Source organism: Kribbella sp. NPDC048928 (assembly GCF_043197975.1).
In the GTDB taxonomy this organism is placed as follows: Bacteria; Actinomycetota; Actinomycetes; order Propionibacteriales; family Kribbellaceae; genus Kribbella.
On sequence record NZ_JBICUC010000006.1, the window covers coordinates 595,922 to 619,195 of the forward strand.

Sequence of the window (23,274 nt, forward strand, 5' to 3'; positions counted from 1 at the left end):
GCAACAGGCCCGGCGCTTGGCAGACTGTCGGCGTGGAGCGCCAGACTGTCGACCTGCTGCAGCCGCTGTGGCGTGCGCTGGTCGTGTTCCGTGCGCTCACCTGGGCGTTCGCGTGCTTCGGCGTGTGGACCCGTTGGGACGGCATCGTCCGGCCGTACGGCGCGGTGCTCCAGCTGACCGTGATGGGCGTCTGGACGCTCGTCTCGTCGTACGGCTACAGCCGCCGCTGGGGGCGCCGGAACACGCGACTGGCGTTCGCGGACCTGATCATCACGGTCGGCTGCATGTACGCGACGCTCTGGGCGCAGCCGCTGCTCGACATCCGCGCCGGTGCGTCCGTGCTGACCTCGGTCTGGGCGGCCGGGCCGGTGCTCGCGCTGGCGATCTCCCGCGGGCGCGATGGCGGACTGCTCGGCGCGGCCACGATCAGCCTGGCGCTGCTCTCACTGCGCGGGGTCGAGCATGCGTCGAAGATCCTCAGCAACGTACAGCTGCTCCTCGTCGCGGGGCTGGTCGTCGGGTACGCGGCCTCGACGATGCGCCAGGCAGGGAAGCGACTGCGGGACGCGATCGCCGCGGAGAGCGCGACCGCGGAACGGCTGCGGCTCAATCGGTCGATCCACGACGGCGTACTGCAAGTGCTGGCGCAGGTTCAGCGGCGCGGTACGGCGATCGGCGGCGAGGCGCTCGAACTGGCTGACCTGGCCGCCGAGCAGGAAGTGGCTTTGCGGACGCTGATGTCGTCGCGACCGGCTGTGGCCGAAGGCGATCGCGTCGATCTGTGCGGCCTGCTGTTGCCGTTGGCCACGACCCGGGTGGACGTCGTCGTACCGGCCGGGCAGGTACTGCTGCCTGCCGCGACCGCGGCCGAACTTGTCGCCGCGGTCAAGGAAGCGCTGAGCAACGTGATCAAGCATGCCGGCCCGGATGCACGGTCCTGGGTGGTTGTCGAGGAGCTGGGGGAGAACGTTGTGGTGTCGATCCGCGACGACGGACTCGGTACGACGCCCGCGCGCCTCGAACAGGCCCGCGTGGACGGTCACCTCGGCGTCAGCCAGTCGATCCGCGGCCGCATCACCGACCTTGGCGGCACCGTCACCATCCGAACCGCCCCCGGCGAAGGAACCGAATGGGAGCTGAAGTTATGACAGTGCTTTCTGCCGGGCCTCCGGCGCCGGCGTGGTCCTGGGGCTGTTACTCCCGTTCTTCCCTCGTCGCTCCGCTCCTCAGTCCAGACCGGGAGGCCCCATGACCCGCGTGATGATTGTCGACGACCACCCGATGTGGCGTGAGGGGGTTGCGCGGGATCTGGGGAGCCGGGGGTACGACGTGTGTGCGACCGCGTCGGATGTGGCGAGCGCGGTGAAGATCGCGCTGGCGACCCGCCCGGATGTGGTGGTGATGGACCTGCAACTCGGTACCGGATCCGGCGTCGACGCGACCCGCGAGATCACCACGGCCCTTCCCGACACGCGTGTACTGGTGTTGTCCGCCAGCGCCGAGCAGGACGACGTACTCGCCGCGGTGAAGAACGGAGCCTCCGGCTACCTGGTGAAGTCCGCGTCGCTGGACGAGTTCGACGACGCTGTCCGCCGTACGGCCGAAGGTGACGCGATCTTCAGCGCCGGCCTGGCTGGACTGCTGCTTGGGGAGTACCGCCGGCTGGGCGCCACCGGACCCGAGGTCCCGCAACTCACCGACCGCGAAACCGAAGTCCTCCGCCTGGTCGCCCGCGGCCTCACCGCCAAGCAGATCGCCGCCCGCCTGGTCCTCTCGCACCGCACCGTCGAGAACCACGTCCAGAACACCCTCCGCAAACTCCAACTCCACAACCGGGCCGAACTCGTCCGCTACGCAATAGAAAACGGCCTGAGCGAGTAACTCGTCCCCGCGCGCTTGAGGCCGAAAGACCGCCAGGCCACAGCCGAGTGACGGGTGGCACCCCGCCTCCGAGACGGGATGCCACCCGCTGGGTCAGGCGACCGAGGTCACTCTTCCCACTGGAACTGCCAGCCCGGGGCGCAGGGCCATTCGGGGGCGCAGGTCGAGTCGGGGTCGTGGTACCAGACGTCCGACACCGCGTACCCGTAGTGCCGGTACACGTTCTGCTTCTGAATGCATTCGTCCTGGTTCGCGCAGGTGACGGTGTGGATGGTCTGAGTCTGTGCGTGCGCCATCCCGGCGCCGCCCGCGACCACAGCGACCGTAGCGGCGCCCATCGCAACCATTCGCCCGATCGATCTCATAGAACATCTGCCTTTCGCGTCAACGAAAACAACATCGTTGCCTTATGCAACTCTCCGTCACGTTAGTACCGCTCTCGGTAACCCGGACAACCGATTCGATCCCAATGCAATGACGTTTGCCGAGTGCATGCCTTGGGCAACCAGGTGCCGTGGTCTACCCACAACCGGCCGGCCGGCGCTTGAATGGCTTCGTACACTGTGCGTTCCACGTCCTTGTGGATGCTCTCTGTCATGACACCCGTACTGTGGGTGCCCACCTCCGGAGGCCTCGGTGAACCGGTCGTCCCTCGTCCGCGCGCTCCTCGCGTTCCTGATCCTGGCTGCATCGACGTACGTCACGCTGACCGCGAAGCCGCAACTCGGCCTCGACCTGCGTGGCGGGACGCAGATCGTGCTCGAGGCGAAGGATTCGCCGACGGTCAAGGCGACCAAGGAGACCACCGACAAGGCCACCCAGGTCCTGCACCGCCGGATCGATGCGCTCGGGGTCAGCGAGCCGAACGTCACCCGCCAGGGCGAGAACCGGATCATCGTCGAGCTGCCCGGCGTCCAGGACCCGCGCGAGGCCGCGAAGGTGATCGGCAAGACCGCGCAGCTGACCTTCCACGAGGTCCTCGACCAGGTCGCGGCCAAACCGGCCAAACCCGCAGCCGGCGAGACGTACCTGCCGAGCGAGAACGGCCAAGGCATCCTGCGGCTCGCCAAACCCGCGATGACCGGCGAGCTGGTCAGCGGCGCCGACGGCCTGCTCGACCCGCAGCAGGTCGCGCAGGGCTGGTTCGTCCAGATGAAGTTCAAGGGCGACGGCGGCAAGATCTGGGCGAGCATCACCGGCAAGGCCGCCTGCCAACCGGTCGGTACGCCGCAGCGCCTGATCGCGATCGTGCTCGACAACGAGGTGATCAGCTCCCCGCAGGTCGACCCGAACGGCGGCAACCAGCTCTGCAACGTCGGCATCGGCGGCGGCAGTACGACGATCTCGGGCGCCTTCACCGAGGAGCAGGCGAAAGACCTAGCGGCGTTGATCTCCGGCGGTGCGCTGCCCGTACCGGTGCAGGTCATCGACCAGCGCACGGTCGGCCCGTCGCTCGGTCAGGACGCCATCCAGGCCAGCGCGCTCGCCGCGATCATCGGCCTCGCGCTGACCGCCCTGTTCATCGCCGTGGTCTACCGCCTGGTCGGCCTGATGGCCGTCCTCGGCCTGCTCGGGTACGCCGCGATGTCGTACGCCGCCCTGACCGTGATCGGAGCCACCCTCACCCTCCCGGGTCTGGCCGGCTTCGTACTCGCGATCGGGATGGCGGTCGATGCGAACGTCCTGGTCTTCGAACGTGCCCGTGAGGACTACACCGCCGGGCGCACCGACGGCCTGCGCAGATCGCTGCGCAGCGGGTTCCAGAACGCCTTGTCCGCGATCGCCGACTCCAACATCACCACCCTGCTCGCCGCCGGCCTGCTGTTCTTCCTGGCCGCCGGCCCGGTGCGCGGCTTCGGTGTCACGCTGTCCATCGGTGTGCTCGCGTCCATGCTGTCCGCACTGGTCGTGACCCGGGTGCTCGCCGAGTTCGTGGTGTCCCGTGGCTTCGTGCTGCGCCGTCCCGGCCTCAGCGGGATCGCCGGCCACGGCCGCGTACGGACCTGGCTGGAGGCCCGGCAACCCTCCTTGATGAAGCACAGCAGACGCTGGCTCGTCATAACGGCGGTGGCGATCATCGTCAGCGTCGCCGGTGTCGCCATCCGCGGGCTGAATCTCGGCATCGAGTTCACCGGCGGCCGGCTGATCGAGGTCAGTACGGCACAACGCATCACGCCCGATCAAGCGCGCGCCGCCGTCGCGGAGGCCGGCTACCCGAGCGCCGTCGTCCAGGCGTCCGGGACCGATGACATCACCGTGCGGACCGGGACGATCAGCGACGACGAGGCCGTGAAGATCAAGGAGTCGATCGGCCGGATCGGTGGCGACGCGGAGGTGATCCGCAACGAGAGCATCGGCCCGTCGCTCGGTGACGAACTGCGGAACAAGGGCCTGATCGCGCTCGGCATCGCCTTGCTGGCCCAGCTCGCCTACCTCGCGGCCCGGTTCCGCTGGACGTTCGGCGCCGGCGCTGTGCTCGCCCTGGTGCAGAACGTCGCCGTCGTGGTCGGCGTCTTCGCCTGGACCGGCAAGCCGATCGACGGCATCTTCCTGGCCGCGGTCCTGACCATCATCGGCTACACGGTGAACGACTCGGTCGTGGTCTTCGACCGGATCCGCGAGACCCGCGCCGCCCGGTCCACTGGCAACCTCGGCAAGATCATCGACACCGCGATCGTGAACGTACTGCCGCGGACCATCAATACCGGCATCTCGACGCTGTTCATCCTCAGCGCACTGCTGTTCCTGGGCGGCGACTCGCTCGCCGACTTCGCCCTCGCACTGCTGCTCGGCATCCTCGTCGGTACGTACTCGTCCAACCTCACCGCAGCACCCCTGCTGCTCGAGCTGGAACGTCGCTTCCCGGCACCACCGCCACGCCCCAAACGCCCCCAGGTAGACCGCGACGCCCAACCCGACCGCGGAGCAGTCGTCTAGGTTATCCACACCCCTGCCCGCCGGAGCGGAATCTGTCCGTGACGGGGGCTAGGGTGTGCCGGTGGGTGTTGACGTGCGGGAACTGCTGGAAGCTGCCGTGTCCGGGATCGCCGGGCAGACCCGGCCCGGGCAGGTGGAGATGGCGCAAGCCGTCGACACCGCGATGCATGAGGGATCGCATCTGCTCGTGCAGGCCGGCACCGGCACCGGTAAGTCCCTGGGATACCTCGTGCCTGCCCTGGTGCACGCCATCGAGGACCGCCGGGTGGTCGTGTCGACGGCGACCCTGGCGCTGCAGTCCCAGCTGGTCGACCGCGACGTCCCGGCGCTGCTCGACGCGACCGAGAAGCTCCTCCCGCGCAGACCGAAGTACGCGATCCAGAAGGGCCGGAACAACTACGCCTGCCTGCACCGGATCCGTGAGGGTGCGCCGGACGACGACGGCATGCTGATCGACGTGCCGCCGCCGGGTGAGGTCGGCCGCCAGGTCATCGAGCTGCGCGACTGGGCCGAGCAGCAGCTCGCGGACGGCAAGGCCGGCGACCGCGACCATGCCCCCTCGCACCAGTACCAGGCGTGGCAGCAGGTCGCGATCGCCGCCCGCGAGTGCCTCGGCGCGCAGAAGTGTCCGTACGGTGAGGAGTGCTTCGCCGAGAAGGCCAAGGAACACGCCCGCAAAGCAGACATCGTCATCACCAACCACGCGCTGCTCTCGATCGACGCCTTCGAGAACCGCACGGTCCTGCCGGAGCACGACGTCATCATCGTCGACGAGGCGCACGAGCTGCCGGCGCGCGTCACCGGCGCCGCGGGCGACGAGCTCTCGCCGCAGCTGGTCGAGCGGGCCGCGAAGCGCGCCCGCCGGTTCGTCGACGACGACAAGGCCGACGACCTGGCCGACGCCTCCGATGCGCTCCGTGCCGCCCTGGAAGGCACTCGCGAGGGCCGCATCGAGCCGTCCAACACACCGGTCCTGGAGGCGGCCGCGCTGGTCCGCGACGCCGCCCGCGGGCTGTACTCCGATCTCAACAAGAAGTCCGACGACAAGGACGACGACCCGGACGGCGCCAAGCGGCAGTCGAAGGGCGCGGTCAAGGAGATCTTCGACGTCGCCGAACGGGTCGCCGCGCTGAGCGACGCCGACGTGGTCTGGATGATCGACCGCGACCGCTTCGGCCGCGAGCTCCGGATCGCCCCGCTGACCGTGGCCGGCCTGCTCCGCGAGTTGGTGCTCCGCGACCGTACGGCGGTCCTCACCTCCGCAACGCTCACCCTCGGCGGCGACTTCGACGCGATCGCCCGCCAGGTCGGCCTGCGCCCCAGCGACAAGCTCGCCGAGGACGACGAGATGCCGGACCTCGACGAGTCCGACGAGCGCGGCCCGCTGCCGTGGCGCGGCCTCGACGTCGGCTCCCCGTTCGAGTACGAGAAGCAGGCGATTCTGTACGTCGCGAAGCACCTGCCCCCGCCGCACCGCGACGGGCTGGGCAAGAAACAGTTCGAGGAGATCGTCGACCTGATCACCGCGGCCGGCGGACGGACCCTCGGCCTGTTCTCGTCCCGCCGCGCGGCGGAGGCGGCGACCGCGGCGGTGCGCGAGGCCACCGATCTCAAGGTGTTGTGCCAGGGCGACGCACAGCTTGGCGAGCTGTCTCGCGAGTTCGTCGAGGACCCGGAGACATCGCTGTTCGGCACGTTGTCGCTCTGGCAGGGGATCGACGTCCCCGGCTCGACCTGCAACCTGGTGATCATCGACCGGATCCCGTTCCCACGCCCGGACGAGCCGTTGATGGCAGCCCGCCAGCGCGCCGTCGACGAAGCGGGCGGGAACGGTTTCATGTCCGTCGCCGCGACGCATGCCGGGTTGTTGCTTGCGCAAGGCACCGGCCGGCTGATCCGCCGCAGCTCCGATCGCGGTGTCGTCGCGATCCTCGACCCGCGCATTGTCACCCAGCGGTACGGCGGGTTCCTGCGCGCCTCCTTGCCGCCGATGTGGCCGACGGCCGATCGTGAGAAGGTGCTCGGAGCCCTGAAGCGATTGCAATCCACGTGAGCCCGTCGTGAGTGCGGCGGCCGGTCCGCCGGTGCTGCCGATGATGGCGGCGCTCGGCAAGATGCCCTCGGGCGCAGGCTGGTCGTACGAGCTGAAATGGGACGGCATCCGGGTCATCGCCGAGGTCGACGACGGCGTCTGCCGGCTCTGGTCGCGGAACAGCCACGACGTCTCCGGCGGGTACCCAGAGCTGATCGGTCTGGCCGAGGCGCCGGGGTTGCGGCTGCCCGCCGTACTGGACGGGGAGATCGTCACGCTCGACGAGAACGGCGCGCCGTCGTTCGGCCTGCTGCAGCGGCGGATGCACGTCCGCGATCCCCGCCAGCTCCGGCACCTGATCACCGAGGTGCCGGTGTCGGTGCGCCTGTTCGACCTGCTCCGCTTCGACGGCAAGTGGTTGCTGGAGGCAACCTACGACGATCGGCGTGGGCTGCTCGAGTCGCTCGACATCGGCGACCCGTTCTGGGAGGTGCCGGCCGCGTTGACCGACGGCGACGCCGCGCTCGATCTGTCTGCTGCGCAGGGGCTCGAAGGCGTCGTGGCAAAGCGCCGCAAGTCGCGGTACCTGCCCGGCCGGCGCAGCTCGGACTGGATCAAGATCAAGCCGGTGCAGACCAGGGACGTCATCCTGTGCGGCTGGCATCCGGGGGAGGGGAACCGGGAAGGAAAGATCGGTTCGTTCTACTGCGGTGCGTACGCCGGTGACGCACTGGTACTGATCGGCAAGGTCGGCTCCGGACTGGACTTCGCGACCCTTGACCTGCTCAGTACGGAGCTGACCGGTCTCGAGGTCGACCGGCCCGCGTTCGACCCGGCCGGGATCCCGATGACGGACCGGCGGCGTGCGCACTGGCTGGACCCGGTTCTGGTCGCCGAAGTGACCTACTCGGGCTGGGGCGGCGACGGCCGCTTGCGGCATCCGGTCTGGCGCGGTTTACGCCTCGACATCAACCCGGAATCGGTTCTGGTGGACAACACCTGAATGCATTTCACGACATGCGGGCGAGCCGCGGAATTGTTCGCAATGCGGTGAACGAACTGCACCGCTGCGACATTTTCTGTTCAACTGTCGCAGAAATCCGGGATTGTCAGTCGTTCGTTTTCGGCGACGGTGCCGGAACCGCCAACGCGGCCTCGATCTTGTCGGCCAGCTTCTCCGGCGCATGGGTCGGCGCGTAGCGCGCGATCACCGCGCCGTCCCGACCAACCAGGAACTTCGTGAAGTTCCACTTGATCCGCCCGCCGAGCAGGCCGCCCTGCTCGCGTTTCAGCCAGTTGAACAACGGGATCGTGCGGGATCCGTTGACATCGACCTTGGCGAACATGGGGAACGTGACGTGGTAGATCGTCGAGCAGAAGTTCGCGATCTCGGTCTCGTCACCGGGCTCCTGGTGGCCGAACTGGTCGCAGGGGAAACCCAGTACCGCGAAGCCCTGCCGGCGGTAGCTCCGGTAGAGCTTCTGCAGACCCGTGTACTGCGGGGTCTGGGCACACTGCGACGCCGTGTTCACCACCAGGAGCACCTGGTCGCGGAAATCGGCAAGAGACTGTTCATTGCCTTCGATCCGGCGCGCGCTGAAGTCATAGACAGTCGTCATGACTCAATGCTGACACGTCACGCCGAACTTCGCTCGCCGTCCGATATGTCAGACGCGACGCAGAACTGTTACGACCTTTCCGAGAATGATCGCGTCCTTGCCGTCGATCGGCTCGAAAGCCGGGTTGTGCGGCAGCAGCAAGATCTCGGTCTTGGTCTTCTTGAACGTCTTCACGGTAGCCTCGCCGTCGATCATCGCGGCCACGATGTCGCCGTTCTCCGCGGTCTGCTCCTGCCGGACGACCACCCAGTCGCCGTCGCAGATGGCCGCCTCGATCATCGACTCACCCTTGACCTTCAGCATGAACAGCGTGCCCTCGCCGACCATTGCCTTGGGCAACGGGAAGACCTCCTCGACCTCCTGCTCGGCGAGGATCGGGTTACCGGCGGCGATCTGGCCGACCATCGGCACGTACACCGCGTCCGGGTGCACGTCTCCCGCACCGGTCTCGTCGTACGCCGTCTGGCGCACCGAGCCGAGCGCCGACCGCCGCGCGGCGGCGTCCACCTCGCCCGGGTAGCGGACCTCGATCGCCCGCGGGCGGTTCGGATCCCGGCGGAGCAGGCCCTTCTGCTCCAGCACGCGGAGCTGGTGCGACACCGAGGAGGAGCTGGTCAGTCCGACCCGCTCACCGATCTCGCGCATCGAGGGCGGGTATCCCCGGCTGTCCACCGAGTCGCGGATCACGTCCAGGACGCGGCGCTGCCGCGGCGTCAGGCCGGTCGCGTCCGCCGGTCCGTCAGGCAGCTCGGCGACAGTCCGGTCCGCATCCTTGTCCTTGCTGGCACCGCTCGGCGTCCTGGCCATCGCTGATTGCTCCTCAGGTCGGGCCGGCGATCACGCACCAGCCGTTGCTTGCTCGACTGAGACGACCGTAGACCGAATTCTGAGATTCTTCAAACATCTGTTCGAAGGCGTGTCGGTTCGCATGTTTGTTCGGGTGTCGGGTTATAAGGCGTACGCGGGGTGCTGCGGCGTCAGGGAATTTCCTGGGCGTGTCGCGGTTGGTAGTGGTTGCGCGAAGGGCGGCTGTCGGTTAATGATTCGTACAGACGTTCGATCGAACAAGTGTTCGGGTCGGTCGAACAGGCCACTCTCCAGAAACTGTCGGAGGGGCCCGGTAGACAAGACCCAAGCACCGAGAACGCGTACCGAACGAGTCTGGAGGACCCGATGAGCACAGCAGCTGTAGCGGCCGACACTCCGGCCCCGCGCCGCTCGATCAAGGGCGCGTCGCGGACGGCGACTGCGCACCTCACGGTGGTTCCTGCCGTCCGGACGACGCCTGCCGCTCCGGCCGTGGTCAGGCCGCGGCGGCAGCGCATCGAGGGCACGACCACCGACCGGATGCCGGTACGTGGCTGCTCCGGCGAATCGGTCGGTCTCCGCGTCCAGGAACAGGCCGAGCCGGTCGCGCTCCGCCTGACCCGGCGCGGCCGGATGTTGCTGACCGCGGTGTCCGTCGTGGTGTTCGGCGCCGCGATCGTCGTCCTCGGCCTGCGGGTCAGCGGCGTTCTCGAGCCCGGCCCGCGCTTCACCCACACCGTGCCGGTCCAGGTTGCCCCCGGTCAGACGCTCTGGTCCATCGCCCAGTCGACGAACCCCGGTCAGGACCCGGCGATCGTCGTCGAGAAGATCGCCGACCTCAACAAGCTGTCGAGTCCGGCCGACATCAATCCCGGCCGGACCCTCCGCATCCCGGTCGTCGGCTGATCAGCCCCGCGCCGCGCGCCACTCGTCGTCGAGCAGCGCATAGACGTACTGGTTCGTCCATTCGCCCTTGAACTGCAAGGCATGCAGGTGATGCGCCTCGCGCCGCATCCCGAGCCGCTCGAGCAGCTTGGCCGACGCCGTGTTCTGGTCGGCGAGCACCGCGACGATCCGATGCAGCCCGAGTTCCTCGAAGCCGAGCCGTAGCGTCTCCCGTGCGGCCTCCGCCGCCAGTCCCTTGCCGTGGTACGCCGAGTGCAGCGCGAAGCCGATCTCGCCCTGGCGATCAGACTCGCTCTCCCACTTGAGCAGCACCTCGCCAATGACCGTCTTGGTCTCACGAAGCTCGACCGCCAGCACCAGCCACTGGCCGGCCTCGGTCAATTCGCCCTGGGTCAGCTTCTTCTCGAGTGCGGCCTTCGTCTGATCGCGATCCCGCACCGGCCACGGCGTGTACCGCACGACCTCGGGCAGCGAGTGGAAGGCAAACAGGTCGTCCAGGTCGTCCATCCGGTGCGGCCGCAGCTCCAGCCGCTCGGTCAGCAGGGGATATGCGGGTCGGAATCCAGTCACGGTGTCATCCTCGTCTATGCTGTCTAATGACGTTAGACACTACCTGTGACCAACCCGCTCGGACAAACGAGAATCTCTGTGACCACACGCGACCGTTCCTCCCACACGGCAGCAGGCATCACGATCTCCGCAATCGTCGACGCCGCCCTGGCCGTCATCCGTGCCGACGGCGTCGACGGCCTCACCATGCGTGCGCTCGCCGAGCGGCTGCAGGTCCGAGCGCCGTCGCTGTACCACCACGTTCAGAACAAGTCCGAGCTGCTCGATCTGATCGCTCGCAACGCCTTCGACCAGTTCGCGGCCGACAGCGCGGCGTACGGAGAGCTGCGGACTGTCGACGAGTGGATCGAGCTGACCAGGTCAGGCTCCCTCGAGCTCCGCGCGTTCTACGCCGAGCATGCCGGGCTGGCGGGCCTGATCCAGTCGAAGGCCACGCCCGACCGCGACCAAGGCGCCGGCTCCCGCGCCGAGCTCGTCCGCGCGCAGATCGAGGCCCTGGTCCGCATCGGCGTCCCGGACGTGGCCGCGCGACACCTTTTCGAGGTCACTGCGCGCTGGACCCTGGCCGCCGTCGTCGCCGAGCCCCCGAACGGCCCGGATCATTTCGCCGACGGTCTCGACCTGTTCCTCCGCGGCGTCCGCGCTCGCTTGTCAGAACTCCTCAGCTGACCGTGGAGAGCCACAGCTCGGCGTAGCGCTTGCCGTCCACGGCTGTCGCGACCTGAATCACCGGGGCCTGTCCCTGCGGATCATTCGCCTGGTCGGACGCGCCGCGGGTGTCGACGATCGTCCGCCCGCGCGACCAGCCGCCGGACAACTCGACCCGCAACGGGTACGGCTGCGTCGTCAGCCCCGACGGATCGATGACAGCGCAGACCGCACCGCCGTCCCCGATGGTCGCGCCGTCCGACCCGTACCGCTCGCAGCGCTTCTCGATCAGCTTCCCGGCCAGCTCAGCGGAAGGCGATCCGGTCAACCCCCGCGCCTGCTCCACCGTGACCACGACGTCGTAGAACACGTCCAGCCCGTACATCGTGACCGCGATTCCCAGGTCGTTTGCCGCGGCCAGCACGATCGCCGCCGCCTCGGGATCGCTCCAGATGTTGAACTCCGCGGACGCGGTCGCGTTGCCGATCCCCACCGCCCCGCCCATGAACACGATCTCGCGCAGTCCGGCCGCGGCCTCCGGGTACGTCCGGAGCAGCAACGCAATGTTCGTCAACGGCGCCAGCGGGATCAGCGTGACAAGTTCCCCGCTCGCAGCGGCGTCTTGCAGTACGTCCCGGAGCAACTCGACCGCATGGCGCGGATCCGTCGTCCGGGTCGACCGCGGCCAGTCGAGATCTCCGAGCCCGTCCTCGCCGTGAACATGCCGCGCCGGCCGTACCGGCTGAATCAGCGGTACGGCGGCACCGCGCGCCACCGGCACGTCAGGTCGCCCCGCGGCATCCAGCACCGTGAGCGTGTTGCGTACGACATCGTCGATCCCGACGTTGCCGCCCGCGCAGGTCACCGCCTTCAGTTCGAGACCGGGATGCCGGGCCGCCAGCAACAGCGCGCACGCGTCGTCCAGCCCGGTGTCCACGTCGAGGATCACCGGCGTCCGCCCGCCGTCGGGCCCGCCGGGCTCGCTGGTCAGGAGCGCACCAGCCGGGCGATCGCGGCGGACGCTTCCTTGATCTTCTCGTCCGCCTCGGCGCCACCGGCCGCGGCGGCGTCGACCACACAGTGCGTCAGGTGGTCGTCGAGCAGGCCGAGCGCGACCGATTCGAGGGCCTTCGTCATCGCCGAGATCTGGGTCAGGATGTCGATGCAGTACTTCTCGTCCTCGACCATTCGCTGCAGCCCGCGCGCCTGCCCCTCGATCCGCTTCAGCCGCTGCAGGTACGCCTTCTTGTCGCCGATGTAGCCGTGCGGCGCATGGCCGTCCTCTGAAGGGCCGTCCTGTGCATTCTCTGCATGGTCGGCAGCCGGTTCGGTCACGCTCACCACATCCTCCCTGGGTCCGGCCGAACCCTATCGCCCGACCGGTGACCGGACCTGCCGCGGAGCAGTCGTGGGGTGCTCGCAGGGTGCTCGCAGGGTGCTCGGAGGGTGCTCGGAGGGTGCCGGCGGGGGTGCTTGTGGAGGCCGTAGTTTGCGCCTCCGAACGCCCGTCGCGGCGGCGCCACGCGGGAGTACACGGGCCCGCGCGGTTGTTGAAACCTGAGACACGCGCGGGCAAACAGGCCTGCTTGCAAACTGTCGGAGCAGCGATCTAGGATCGCTAGATGTAGTGGTTACACGGGTGTAATTTTCCACAGGTAGTGGTTAGTTGCACACAGGTTCTACACAAGTTGTCCCCAGGCTGATCCACAGGCTGCCCCTCCGGGCGGCCCAACGGGAGGAGTGATTCGTCGTGCACTGTCCGTATTGCAGGCACGCCGATTCCCGGGTCGTCGACAGCCGGGTGGCCGAGGACGGCGGAGCGATTCGCCGCCGCCGGCAGTGCCCGGTCTGCGAGAAGCGGTTCACCACTGTCGAGCAGATGCAGCTCACGGTCGTGAAGCGCTCCGGCGCGACCGAGCCGTTCAGCCGGGAGAAGGTCATCAACGGGGTCGGGAAGGCGTGCAAGGGCCGGCCGGTGAACGCCGACCAGCTCGCGCGTCTGGGCCAGAAGGTCGAGGACGCGCTGAAGGGCGGCGGCTCGCCGGAGGTTCCCGCGCACGAGGTCGGACTCGCGATCCTCGGGCCGCTGCGGGAGCTGGACGAGGTCGCCTACCTGCGGTTCGCGAGCGTCTACCGGCAGTTCGAGTCGGCCGACGACTTCGAGACCGAGATCGCGCTGCTGCGCGCCGAGAAGGAGCCGCAGGGCACCGAGCCGGGCGCGCTGAAGCCGACCCAGCAGACGTAAACCGGGGGAACGAGTAGTTCCACGTAGTTGCAGTAACGGCGTTACGCAGTACACAACGGGGCGGTCCCGACAGACCGCGGTAGCAGACACAGGGCGAGGAGCAACCATGACAGAGACGGTGACCGGCCACTCGGGGTCGACCAAGCGGTCGGCGGCCGGGTTCCGCGGGCGGAAGAACGCGCCCACGGGACTCACCATCGAGCGCATTTTCAGCACCGAAGGCGTCCACCCGTACGACGAGGTGACGTGGGAGCGTCGCGATGTCGTCCAGCAGAACTGGAAGACCGGTGAGACGGTCTTCGAGCAGCGCGGGGTGGAGTTCCCGGACTTCTGGAGCGTCAACGCCTCGACGATCGTCACCACGAAGTACTTCCGCGGCGCGCTCGCCCACGACAACCGCGAGTGGAGTCTGCGGCAGCTGCTCGACCGGGTCGTGAAGACCTACCGCAAGGCCGGTGAGGACAACGGCTACTTCACCACGCCGCAGGACGCCGAGCTGTTCGAGCACGAGATCACCTGGCTGCTCCTGCACCAGTACTTCAGCTTCAACTCGCCGGTCTGGTTCAACGTCGGGACGTCCTCGCCGCAGCAGGTGTCGGCCTGCTTCATCCTCGCCGTGGACGACTCGATGGAGTCGATCCTGAACTGGTACAAGGAAGAGGGCCTGATCTTCAAGGGCGGCTCCGGCGCCGGCCTGAACCTGTCCCGGATTCGCTCCTCGAAGGAGCTGCTGCAGTCCAGCGGCGGCACCGCCTCGGGCCCGGTCTCGTTCATGCGTGGCGCGGACGCGTCGGCCGGCACCATCAAGTCCGGCGGCGCCACCCGGCGGGCCGCGAAGATGGTCGTGCTCGACGTCGACCACCCGGACATCGAGGAGTTCGTCGACACCAAGATGCGCGAGGAGGAGAAGATCCGGGTCCTGCGGGACGCGGGCTTCGACATGGACCTCGGCGGTCGCGACATCGCCTCCGTGCAGTACCAGAACGCGAACAACTCGGTCCGGGTCTCCGACGAGTTCATGCGCGCGGTCGAGGAGAAGGGCGAGTTCGGGCTGCGCGCGCGGCTCGACAACTCGGTCATCGAGACCGTCGACGCGCGGCAGCTGTTCGACAAGATCTCCCAGGCGGCGTGGGCCTGCGCCGACCCCGGCCTGCAGTACGACGACACCATCAACGACTGGCACACCACGCCGGAGACCGGCCGGATCACCGCGTCCAACCCGTGCTCGGAGTACATGCACCTGGACAACTCGTCCTGCAACCTGGCCTCGCTGAACCTGATGAAGTTCCTCCGCGACGACGACCTGTTCGACTCGGCCAAGTTCGTCAAGGCCGTCGAGCTGATCATCACCGCGATGGACATCTCGATCTGCTTCGCGGACTTCCCGACCGAGGCGATCGGCGACACCACCCGTGCGTACCGGCAGCTCGGCATCGGCTACGCCAACCTCGGCGCGCTGCTGATGGCGACCGGGCACGCGTACGACTCCGACGGTGGTCGCGCACTGGCGGGCGCTATCACCTCGCTGATGACCGGTACGTCGTACAAGCGCTCCGCGGAGCTGGCCGGCATCGTCGGCGCGTACGACGGCTTCGAGCGGAACAAGGACGCGCACACCCGGGTGATGCGCAAGCACGCCGCGGCGAACGACGCGATCCGGACCGTGCACCCGATCGACCAGGAAGTCCAGAAGCACGCCACCGCGGCGTGGGAGGGCGTACTGAAGGTCGGCGCCAAGAACGGCTGGCGGAACGCGCAGGCCTCGGTGCTCGCACCGACCGGCACCATCGGCTTCATGATGGACTGCGACACCACCGGGATCGAGCCGGACTTCTCGCTGGTGAAGTTCAAGAAACTGGTCGGCGGCGGCTCGATGCAGATCGTCAACACCACGGTCCCGCGGGCGCTGCGCCAGTACGGCTACACCGAGGAGACGATCGAGGCGATCGTCGAGTACATCTCGGAGAACGGCCACGTCGTGGACGCCCCGGGCCTGAAGCCGGAGCACTACGAGATCTTCGACACCGCGATGGGTGAGCGGGCCATCAAGCCGATGGGCCACGTACGGATGATGGCGGCCGCGCAGCCGTTCCTGTCCGGCGCGATCTCGAAGACGGTGAACCTGCCGGAGACCGCCACGGTCGAGGAGATCGCCGACGTCTACTTCCAGGGCTGGAAGCTCGGCCTGAAGGCACTCGCGGTCTACCGCGACAACTGCAAGGTCGGTCAGCCGCTGGCGGACGCGAAGGCGAAGAAGGCCGCCGACGCCGTACAGGCCGAGGCCGCCGTCGCCGAGAAGATCGTCGAAAAGATCATCGAGTACCGGCCGACCCGCAAGCGCCTGCCGAAGTCGCGCCCGTCGCGGACCACCTCGTTCACCGTCGGTGGCGCCGAGGGGTACATGACGGCCGGCTCCTACCCGGACGACGGTCTCGGCGAGGTCTTCCTGAAGATGGGCAAGCAGGGCTCGACCCTGGCCGGGGTGATGGACGCGTTCTCGATCGCGATCTCGATTGCGCTGCAGCACGGCGTCCCGCTGGAGACCTACGTCCAGAAGTTCACCAACCTGAAGTTCGAGCCGGCCGGTCTGACCGACGACCCGGACGTCCGGATGGCGCAGTCGATCATGGACTACATCTTCCGTCGCCTGGCCCTGGACTACCTGCCGTTCGACGAGCGGGCCGCCCTGGGCATCTACTCGGCGGACGAGCGGTCCCGGCAGCTCGACACCGGCTCCTACGAGCTGGCCCCGGTCGAGGTGTCCGAGCCCGAGTCCCTGAAGACGGTCGAGCCGGTTGCTGACGTGACGGAGGCCGCCGAGGCCGCCGAGACTGCAGCGGCCGTTGAGAAGCATGCCGACGCGGCTGCCGCCCGGCCGGTCAAGGGCGAGGCTCACACCACCGCCGAGATGCTGGAGCTGATCACCGGCACCTCGGTCGACGCCCCGCTCTGCTTCACCTGCGGTACGAAGATGCGCCCGAGCGGCTCCTGCTACGTCTGCGAAGGCTGCGGCAGCACCTCCGGCTGCAGCTGACCCCGCACCAACCGAAGCCGACGCACCACTGCACTGACGCACCACCTGAACTGACGCAGCATCCGAACCGATAGCACCACCTGAACTGATAGCACCACGGCCCCCGGGAACTTCCCACTTCCCCCGGGGGCCGAGGTGCGTCCAGGGCCTGGCCCCTGAACCCCGCCCGCTAGTGCCCGGCGTGGTCCGAATCCGCCGGCGGCTTGGCGCTGCCGTCAAGCGCGGACAGTGCGTCCAGCTCCGCCCCGGTCAGCTCGAACTCGAAGACCGCAAGGTTGTCCGCCAGCCGTTGCCGATCGGCCGACTTCGGGATCGGTACGACATCCTGCTGCGTCTCCCACCGCAGCACGACCTGGCCGGGGGAGCGACCGTGCGCCTTGGCGATCTCCTGCACCGCAGGGTGCCCCAGCAGCTCCGTGCCCTTGCCGAGCGGGCTCCACGCCTCCGTCACGATCCCGTGCTGCCGATGGAACTCGCGCTCGGCCGCCTTCGTCCAGACCGGACTGAGCTGGACCTGGTTCACCTCAGGCGTCACGCCCGTCTCGTCGATCAGCCGCTGCAGATGCGCCGGCTTGAAGTTCGACGTACCGATGGCGCGCACCAGGCCGGCGTCGCGGAGCGCGATCAGCCCCTGCCACGCCTCGACGTACCGGTCCTGCGCCGGGTTCGGCCAGTGGATGAGCAGAAGATCCAGGTACTCGACGCCGAGCTTCTCGGCGCTCGCCTCGAACGCCTGCCGCGCGCCGTCCACGCTGTGCCAGCGCTTGTTGAACTTCGACGTCACGAAGACCTCGTCCCGCGCTACGTCCTTCAGCGCCCGCCCGACTCCGACCTCGTTGCGATAGTTCTCGGCCGTGTCGATCAGGCGGTACCCGAGCTCGAGCGCTGTCCGTACCGCCCGCTCGGCGTCCGTGTCGTTCATCGGCGACGTTCCCAGCCCGATCCGCGGCATCGCAGTTCCGTGACTGAGTGTGACTGTTGGCGCCTGGCTCATTCGTCTTCTCCTTCGTCGACCGCTGCTTCGGACACCGTACGTCGATCACCGTCCGCACCCTCCGTCGCGGACCCCGGCCTGGCCGTACGGCGTACGGCGGGACGCCCTGTCTCACGCCCGGGAAGCGGCCTCCCGAACTGTCGGAGCCGTGGTTCATGATGGGGGCGTGGGGCCTCGAAACACGTTGGAGGGGTGGGCAAATGAAGAACCGTCTGATCACTCTGGTGGACCTCGGTCTGGACAGTTCGTTCGATGCGTCGATGACGTTCGTCCAGGGCATCACCGCGAACATCAACGCGGGCTGGAACCGCCCGGTGATCGACGTGAACTTCGTCCGCAGCCGCGACCACGAGACCGCGTTCTCGGCTCTCACCACCCCGTCGACGGTCCTGCACGTGATGGCACACGGTGACCACAGTGAGGAGCCGTCCTTCCTGTCGACTGACGGCGAGACCCAGGTCTCGCTGAAATCCCTCGCCGACTGGTTCCTCGATCACCAGTGGGGTATCGCCAGCGGAGTCGTCATCGCGGACGGCTGCAAGACCGGCATCGGCAAGTGGCAACGCGCGATCCGGGACTGCATCCAGGACGACATCACCTACATCGGCACCAGCGCCGTCATCGGCTGGTACGAAGCGACCGTCTTCTGCTCCGCCTTCTACGGCGCCCTGGTCCGCAACCGCGGCCTCGGCCGCACCCCCGCCGAGCAAGGCTGGGACGCCGCCAACCGCGCCATCCGCGCCTACGAAACCCTCACCGACCAACGCTGCCCCTACAAACCCGTCCTCCTCACCCCCTCTCGCCAAGCCCTCCGCTCCCTCACCGGCTGACCGCGCCCGAGCGCTGACCGACACGCTTTCGGGGGCTGCATGGCGCTGGGCGTGTGAAACTTTTTGTGGACTCGTCGTGTCCCGACGCGGTGAAGGAACGCCACCATGAAGCTCCATCGGAACTCGCTCCTGACGGCTGCCGCGATCGTTCTGGTGCTGTACCTGGTTTCGCTGGTCGCGGGCCTGCCGGCCTGGGCAGCGGTGGTGCTGATCGTGGTGCTGCTGGTGTTGCTGGCGGTCGTGTGGAAGCAGCCCGAGGAGCCCCGTCCGGTGGTCACGAGGCCTGCGCCGGCACCGTCCGTCGTACTGCCTGATCCCGATCCGGTCTTCTCCGGGCCGCCGTCCAGGACGGTCGCCGATGTCCGGCTGCCGTCCGCGACGCCCGACTTCCAGTTCAGCTTCTCGGCCGTGGTGCAGTGGTCGACCGTCCTGTCCGGGTCCCGGCATGCCGACCTCGGCGCGCTCGCGGTCGATGCGCTGCTCGATCGGGCCCGTTCGCTGACGTCCCGGCAGCAGGTGACCGAGGAATCCCTCAACCAGCACCGCTTGGCTGCACTTCTCGGCGAGCCCGCCCTCGACGAGAAGGGGCAGGTGCGGAGCTGGGCGACCGAGGTACGTCTGCGGTTGCCGGATGCGGATCAGAAGCACCTGCAGCACCTTGCGGCGCTGCACCGCCGGGAGCAGACGGCTCTGCTCGAGCGGCGGATGGAACAGGACAAACGGACGTACCTGAAGGACGACGTCTTCGCGACGCCGGGATCGGCAGCGGTCTGGTGGCTGGTGAATCATCCGGGCGAGGTCGAGACGGCGCTCGGTCTGCTCGACACGCTCTCGGAGTTGTCGGCCGCGGCGAACGACCTCCCCGTCCGGCGAACTACCGCCGAGGAGATCGAACGCCAGCGACCGACCCGTGCCGAACTCGCCTTCAGCACGGAGATCGAAGAACTCAACGTGACAGCTCAGACCACGCCGGACGCGACCGTCGCTACGGCAAATGTCTCCGCCTCGAACGTCGCGGCGGCGAAGGGGACCGGCTCGACGGCCGCGTCGCAGCAGCGTCCGGTCCCACGGCATGCTGGCACCGACCAGCAGAACGGCGGCCACGACAGCGGTCCCGCCAGGTCCGAGCTGACCGGCCCCGGCCCAGATCAGGCCAAGAACGCCAAGTACCGGGAGCAGTTCTTCACCGAGTAGACCGGCGAGACGGGCTGTCTGCAGGGTGGGCCCGCCCCGCCGGGGTCCAGTGCGCATGGCTACGCGTCCAGCCAGCGGATGGTGGTCCGCCCGTTGTGCCCGTGGACGGCCAGCAGCGCGTCGACGCCGTCCTGCCAGACGGTCGTGGTCGGGAACCGGCCACCCCATCGCAGCGCAACCGTCCCGTCGCTCCACTCGACGCCCTCCGCGACGATGCCGGTGCCGCTGACGCCGGAGACGTCCTCGTGCCGGATCAGCTGGAAGAGGCGTGGTCCGGACCTGTTCGCGACTCGCAGGTGACGCCGTTGCGTGCTGCGCAACAGCGTCGCGGTTCCGCTGATCTCGTCCATGTGCCAAGTCAACGCGGGACCGGCGGTCCGCACCAGGAACTCAACCGGTATCCACAGCGCACAAATTCTGCCCACCGATGGTCACCGAATCGCCATATTCTCATTGCAGGGAGTGATCGACTCGCAAAGGAGCGACAACGGATGACAGTCATCGACGAGTGGACCGGGCGGCACGCGCATGCCCTGCGCACGGCGCTGCGCCTGACGAACGAGGCCTTCGCCGAGCAGTTGGGCATTTCGCCGCGCACGCTGACGAAGTGGCGCGAGAGACCAGAGCTCGTGCCCAGTCCCTACCTCCAGGAGGCCCTCGACACGTACCTGAACCAGGCGCCGCCGGATGCGCACGTCCGGTTCGCCGCCAACCTCGGCCTGGGCGAGCGCCGGGTGCCGATCGACAACACCGTGCTGAACCAGCTCAACACGGCGCTCGGCGACCTGGCCCGCGCTCTGAAACGCCTGCAGACAGAGGGCCCGGAGCGATCTCCGTCGCCTTGACCACCATGTCGACACCGTGGTGACCGCCGCCTGGAGCGTGGCGGGAGGCACACTGGGCGCAGCGTGAGCGCGGAAGGAGCGCGGATGAGGCGACGCCCGGTGGACTCGTCGAGCGTGCGATCGGTCGGGTGGTCCGACGGCACGCTGGAGCTCGAGTACGTGAACGGCTACACCTACCAGTACTTCGACGTTCCGCAGCCGACGTACGCGGCCTTGCTGGCCGCCGAGAGCATCGGCGCTTACGTCAACAAACACATCAAGCCGTACTACGACTTCCGCGAGCTCTGAGTTTTCGCGCGTCTTGTGGCGGGCACTGGTGGAGCGTTCACACGGGGGAAGCGCCCAGCTCCGGAGGTGGACATGCGCACTCGTAGAGCGTCTACGAACGGGTCCCGCGTCGTCGCGGTCATTGTGGTGGTCTGGCTGCTGATCGGACTCGCGGCAGCCGCACAGCGGAACTACTTCTCAGGCTCCGGTGCGAACTGCGCCAGAGTCGGCACAACGCTGGTGACTGTCGTCGCCGGCCCGCTCAACTACATCGGTGCCAACCCCAAGATCGACTGTTCAGCACCGCAGCCCTCGCGGTAATCCGCCTCCAGCGAGCCGCGCCCGTCGTACCGTTCCAGCACAGAAGTGGATCGGGAGGGACACGGACATGCTGCATGAGGAGATCAACGCCGATCTCGGGAGATTCAACGTGCCCGGCGCGAGTTGGGTAGTCATCGAGCACGGAGCCGTGCACGAGACCGGTACGGCCGGCCTGGTGGACTCAAGCGGATCCGAGGCCGTCGCGCCGGACACGTTGTTCCAGGCTGCATCGATCAGCAAGCCGATCGCCGTACTGGCGATGCTGCGTCTGGTCGATCGCGGCGTGCTGGACCTGGACGAGGACGTGAACCAGAAGCTGACGTCGTGGCAGGTTCCGCCGACCGGCTCCTGGCAGCCCGTCGTGACCTTGCGGCAGTTGGCCAGCCACAGCGCCGGACTGACTGTGCACGGATTCCCTGGGTACGCCGCCGGAGAACCACTGCCCACCACAGTCCAGATCCTTGACGGGGTTCGACCGACCAACACGTTCGGTGTCCGCGTTGACCTCGTGCCGGGGACGCAATTCCGGTACGCCGGCGGCGGAACGATCGTCATGCAGCAGCTCTTGCAGGACGTCACGGGCACCCCGTTCCGTGAACTGGTCCACGAGCTCGTACTGGAGCCCCTCGACATGTCCGACAGCGACTATGCGCAGCCGCTGCCACCAGAGCGCCACAGCAAGGCTGCCGTGGCGCACGACGGGAGTGGCCGGCCGCTCGAGGGCCGCTGGCATGCCTATCCCGAGCAGGCAGCCGCGGGACTCTGGACGACTCCGACAGATCTCGCCAAGGTGGCCATCGCCGTGCAGCAGATGTACGCCGGAGCGGACGGTGCTCTGCTGTCACCGGAGCTGGCCAGGGAGATGTTGACGCACCAGATCAGGGCAGGCCAACGCATAGGCGGGCTGGGGCACCTGGGGCTTGGGTTCTTTCTCGACGACTCCGGCCGGCGGTTCGGGCACAGCGGGGGGAACGCCGGGTTCTCTTGTCACCTGCTGGCTGATCGCGACACCGGGCAGGGCGCTGTTGTGATGACGAACGGCGACCGCGGAGGTTGGGTCGTGCAGCGGGCATTCGCCGCGATCGCTTCGGCGCACGGCTGGGAGGAGTACCCGGACGAGGTCGACGTTCCGGACCTGCCGAGCGACGACCTCTTGGCGGAGCTGGAGGGCACCTACCGGTTGGACGGCAGGATGGCGTTGACGATCGGGCGCTGGGGGAGCGGGCTTGAGGCGACGTTCGGCGGTCAGCGTCCGCAGCTGTTCATGGCGCGCTCTGCGACGACCTTCAACGCGATGAACACCGAGTCAGGGTTCGAGGTGCGCGAGGACGGGTTGGTCTTCGTCCAGGAGGGAGTCGTGCTCGACTGCGTCCGGGAATAGGTGCGGGAGCTGCCCGGTTACACCTGATGCCGTCCGGTTCATGACCCCGGGCCTCAACCTCAGCCGCTACGAGCGGCCACTCGCCGAGAGGCGTCTTCTGGACGGTGCAGTGCTTGAGAGGTGGGAGTCGGTTGACCGGCTCCCACCTCGTCGTCTCACCCCGCTCCGAAAACCGTTTGCGTGGCGAGGCATGATGGAAGTGTCGCTCGCGGAGACGTGAGTGAGTGTTGTGACCAGAGGGACGAGCACTGCTTCCCTCGACGCCGGTCAACGGCGGCGAGGACGGGTGCCGGGGGCCTCGGACAGCGGTCCAGGACCCCGATTTGCATCCGCACCATGAATGTCAGTAATGTTCTTCTTGTTGGAGCGAAGCGCAGGACGCGAAAGCGGCCGGCCCTCCAGCAAACTCCCTGAAGGTCTCGGAAGCCGAAACACGCCTCGGCGGGTTTCGGACACTGAGTCGCGCAGGGGACTGAATCGAAAAAGGCCGATTTGACCGGCTGGAAGCGAAACAGTAAAGTAGGGCGAGTTGCCCCGGAGCTTCAAACGAAAGTCTGAAGCGCGGTGAGCGTCCGATTCTTGAGAACTCAACAGCGTGCCGAAAGTCAATGCCGAAATGCATTAACCCCGATCACAGGCATTCAATGTCTGTGACGGATTCCTTTGATATACGGATGACAAGCCAGTTATTGGTTGTTTCTGATTCAAAGGATCGACTGAAGTTGTCGACTCACGGTCTTTGGACTGTTTGTCATATTTTTCA

The 23,274-nt window shown here is 67.7% G+C and carries 23 protein-coding genes; 15 read left to right on the top strand and 8 right to left on the bottom strand.

All coding sequences use genetic code 11. The features are described 5' to 3' along the window. Window positions 1-32: 32 nt before the first annotated feature. Together macS and ACGFI6_RS28095 are read left to right on the top strand one after the other, a co-directional pair. The gene (macS, locus tag ACGFI6_RS28090; RefSeq protein ID WP_393123631.1) at window positions 33-1,148 is read left to right on the top strand and encodes a MacS family sensor histidine kinase; all 1,116 of its coding nucleotides are present in this window, start codon (window positions 33-35) and stop codon (window positions 1,146-1,148) included. A 100-nt stretch (window positions 1,149-1,248) separates the two neighbouring features. Beyond that, a complete protein-coding gene (locus tag ACGFI6_RS28095; protein ID WP_393123633.1) occupies window positions 1,249-1,881 on the top strand; it encodes a response regulator in 633 nt (210 codons plus the stop codon). A gap of 107 nt (window positions 1,882-1,988) precedes the next feature. On the opposite strand, the gene ACGFI6_RS28100 is transcribed toward ACGFI6_RS28095, so the two are convergent. Beyond that, window positions 1,989-2,246 carry a hypothetical protein gene (locus ACGFI6_RS28100; RefSeq protein WP_393123635.1) on the bottom strand — a complete coding sequence of 86 codons (258 nt, stop codon included), beginning with the start codon at window positions 2,244-2,246 and terminating at the stop codon, window positions 1,989-1,991. 271 nt (window positions 2,247-2,517) lie between these two features. Between ACGFI6_RS28100 and secD the strand changes: the two genes are divergently transcribed. The 3 genes from secD to ligD are packed head-to-tail and all read left to right on the top strand — an operon-like array spanning window position 2,518 to window position 7,853. Further along, window positions 2,518-4,818, top strand: a complete 2,301-nt coding sequence (gene secD, locus ACGFI6_RS28105; RefSeq protein WP_393123637.1) for a protein translocase subunit SecD — start codon at window positions 2,518-2,520, stop codon at window positions 4,816-4,818. 55 nt (window positions 4,819-4,873) lie between these two features. Continuing rightward, window positions 4,874-6,871, top strand: a complete 1,998-nt coding sequence (locus tag ACGFI6_RS28110) for an ATP-dependent DNA helicase (RefSeq protein WP_393123639.1) — start codon at window positions 4,874-4,876, stop codon at window positions 6,869-6,871. A gap of 7 nt (window positions 6,872-6,878) precedes the next feature. Continuing rightward, window positions 6,879-7,853, top strand: a complete 975-nt coding sequence (gene ligD / locus ACGFI6_RS28115) for a non-homologous end-joining DNA ligase (protein WP_393123641.1) — start codon at window positions 6,879-6,881, stop codon at window positions 7,851-7,853. A gap of 106 nt (window positions 7,854-7,959) precedes the next feature. On the opposite strand, the gene ACGFI6_RS28120 is transcribed toward ligD, so the two are convergent. Next, window positions 7,960-8,469: a glutathione peroxidase gene (locus ACGFI6_RS28120; RefSeq protein ID WP_393123643.1), complete on the bottom strand. Its 510-nt coding sequence runs from the start codon at window positions 8,467-8,469 to the stop codon at window positions 7,960-7,962. 48 nt (window positions 8,470-8,517) lie between these two features. Further along, window positions 8,518-9,276 (bottom strand): transcriptional repressor LexA, encoded by a 759-nt coding sequence (gene lexA, locus ACGFI6_RS28125; protein WP_393123645.1) that lies wholly within the window; start codon window positions 9,274-9,276, stop codon window positions 8,518-8,520. A 366-nt stretch (window positions 9,277-9,642) separates the two neighbouring features. Between lexA and ACGFI6_RS28130 the strand changes: the two genes are divergently transcribed. Then, entirely contained in the window at window positions 9,643-10,182 is a 540-nt protein-coding gene (locus ACGFI6_RS28130) for a LysM peptidoglycan-binding domain-containing protein (protein ID WP_393123647.1), read from the top strand. Here the strand turns inward: ACGFI6_RS28130 and ACGFI6_RS28135 are convergent, their stop codons facing one another. After that, window positions 10,183-10,752: a GNAT family N-acetyltransferase gene (locus ACGFI6_RS28135; RefSeq protein ID WP_393123649.1), complete on the bottom strand. Its 570-nt coding sequence runs from the start codon at window positions 10,750-10,752 to the stop codon at window positions 10,183-10,185. A gap of 78 nt (window positions 10,753-10,830) precedes the next feature. Here ACGFI6_RS28135 and ACGFI6_RS28140 point away from each other — a divergent pair, with 78 nt between their 5' ends. After that, window positions 10,831-11,421 carry a TetR family transcriptional regulator gene (locus ACGFI6_RS28140; protein ID WP_393123651.1) on the top strand — a complete coding sequence of 197 codons (591 nt, stop codon included), beginning with the start codon at window positions 10,831-10,833 and terminating at the stop codon, window positions 11,419-11,421. On the opposite strand, the gene ACGFI6_RS28145 is transcribed toward ACGFI6_RS28140, so the two are convergent. Together ACGFI6_RS28145 and ACGFI6_RS28150 are read right to left on the bottom strand one after the other, a co-directional pair. Continuing rightward, window positions 11,414-12,349, bottom strand: a complete 936-nt coding sequence (locus ACGFI6_RS28145; RefSeq protein WP_393123653.1) for a nucleoside hydrolase — start codon at window positions 12,347-12,349, stop codon at window positions 11,414-11,416. The genes ACGFI6_RS28140 and ACGFI6_RS28145 overlap by 8 nt on opposite strands. 38 nt (window positions 12,350-12,387) lie before the next feature. After that, window positions 12,388-12,735: a metal-sensitive transcriptional regulator gene (locus tag ACGFI6_RS28150; protein WP_393123708.1), complete on the bottom strand. Its 348-nt coding sequence runs from the start codon at window positions 12,733-12,735 to the stop codon at window positions 12,388-12,390. A 415-nt stretch (window positions 12,736-13,150) separates the two neighbouring features. Here ACGFI6_RS28150 and nrdR point away from each other — a divergent pair, with 415 nt between their 5' ends. Both nrdR and ACGFI6_RS28160 read left to right on the top strand, forming a co-directional pair. After that, window positions 13,151-13,645 carry a transcriptional regulator NrdR gene (gene nrdR / locus ACGFI6_RS28155; protein WP_393123655.1) on the top strand — a complete coding sequence of 165 codons (495 nt, stop codon included), beginning with the start codon at window positions 13,151-13,153 and terminating at the stop codon, window positions 13,643-13,645. 106 nt (window positions 13,646-13,751) lie between these two features. Next, the gene (locus ACGFI6_RS28160) at window positions 13,752-16,679 is read left to right on the top strand and encodes a vitamin B12-dependent ribonucleotide reductase (RefSeq protein ID WP_393123657.1); all 2,928 of its coding nucleotides are present in this window, start codon (window positions 13,752-13,754) and stop codon (window positions 16,677-16,679) included. A gap of 169 nt (window positions 16,680-16,848) precedes the next feature. Here the strand turns inward: ACGFI6_RS28160 and ACGFI6_RS28165 are convergent, their stop codons facing one another. Next, window positions 16,849-17,673, bottom strand: a complete 825-nt coding sequence (locus ACGFI6_RS28165) for an aldo/keto reductase (protein ID WP_393123659.1) — start codon at window positions 17,671-17,673, stop codon at window positions 16,849-16,851. A gap of 200 nt (window positions 17,674-17,873) precedes the next feature. Here ACGFI6_RS28165 and ACGFI6_RS28170 point away from each other — a divergent pair, with 200 nt between their 5' ends. Both ACGFI6_RS28170 and ACGFI6_RS28175 read left to right on the top strand, forming a co-directional pair. Then, the gene (locus ACGFI6_RS28170; RefSeq protein ID WP_393123661.1) at window positions 17,874-18,503 is read left to right on the top strand and encodes a hypothetical protein; all 630 of its coding nucleotides are present in this window, start codon (window positions 17,874-17,876) and stop codon (window positions 18,501-18,503) included. Between the two features lie 105 nt (window positions 18,504-18,608). Then, entirely contained in the window at window positions 18,609-19,697 is a 1,089-nt protein-coding gene (locus ACGFI6_RS28175; RefSeq protein WP_393123663.1) for a hypothetical protein, read from the top strand. Window positions 19,698-19,756: 59 nt separating this feature from the next. Here the strand turns inward: ACGFI6_RS28175 and ACGFI6_RS28180 are convergent, their stop codons facing one another. Next, window positions 19,757-20,047, bottom strand: coding sequence for a hypothetical protein (locus tag ACGFI6_RS28180; protein WP_393123665.1), 291 nt, complete (start codon window positions 20,045-20,047; stop codon window positions 19,757-19,759). Window positions 20,048-20,188: 141 nt separating this feature from the next. Between ACGFI6_RS28180 and ACGFI6_RS28185 the strand changes: the two genes are divergently transcribed. The 4 genes from ACGFI6_RS28185 to ACGFI6_RS28200 all read left to right on the top strand — a co-directional run bounded on the left by ACGFI6_RS28185 (window position 20,189) and on the right by ACGFI6_RS28200 (window position 22,511). Next, entirely contained in the window at window positions 20,189-20,542 is a 354-nt protein-coding gene (locus ACGFI6_RS28185) for a helix-turn-helix domain-containing protein (protein WP_393123667.1), read from the top strand. Between the two features lie 84 nt (window positions 20,543-20,626). Next, the gene (locus tag ACGFI6_RS28190) at window positions 20,627-20,830 is read left to right on the top strand and encodes a KTSC domain-containing protein (RefSeq protein WP_393123669.1); all 204 of its coding nucleotides are present in this window, start codon (window positions 20,627-20,629) and stop codon (window positions 20,828-20,830) included. Window positions 20,831-20,902: 72 nt separating this feature from the next. Next, on the top strand, window positions 20,903-21,130 hold the full coding sequence (locus ACGFI6_RS28195; RefSeq protein WP_393123671.1) for a hypothetical protein: 228 nt from the start codon (window positions 20,903-20,905) through the stop codon (window positions 21,128-21,130). 67 nt (window positions 21,131-21,197) lie between these two features. Next, the gene (locus tag ACGFI6_RS28200; RefSeq protein WP_393123673.1) at window positions 21,198-22,511 is read left to right on the top strand and encodes a serine hydrolase domain-containing protein; all 1,314 of its coding nucleotides are present in this window, start codon (window positions 21,198-21,200) and stop codon (window positions 22,509-22,511) included. Window positions 22,512-23,274 lie beyond the last annotated feature (763 nt).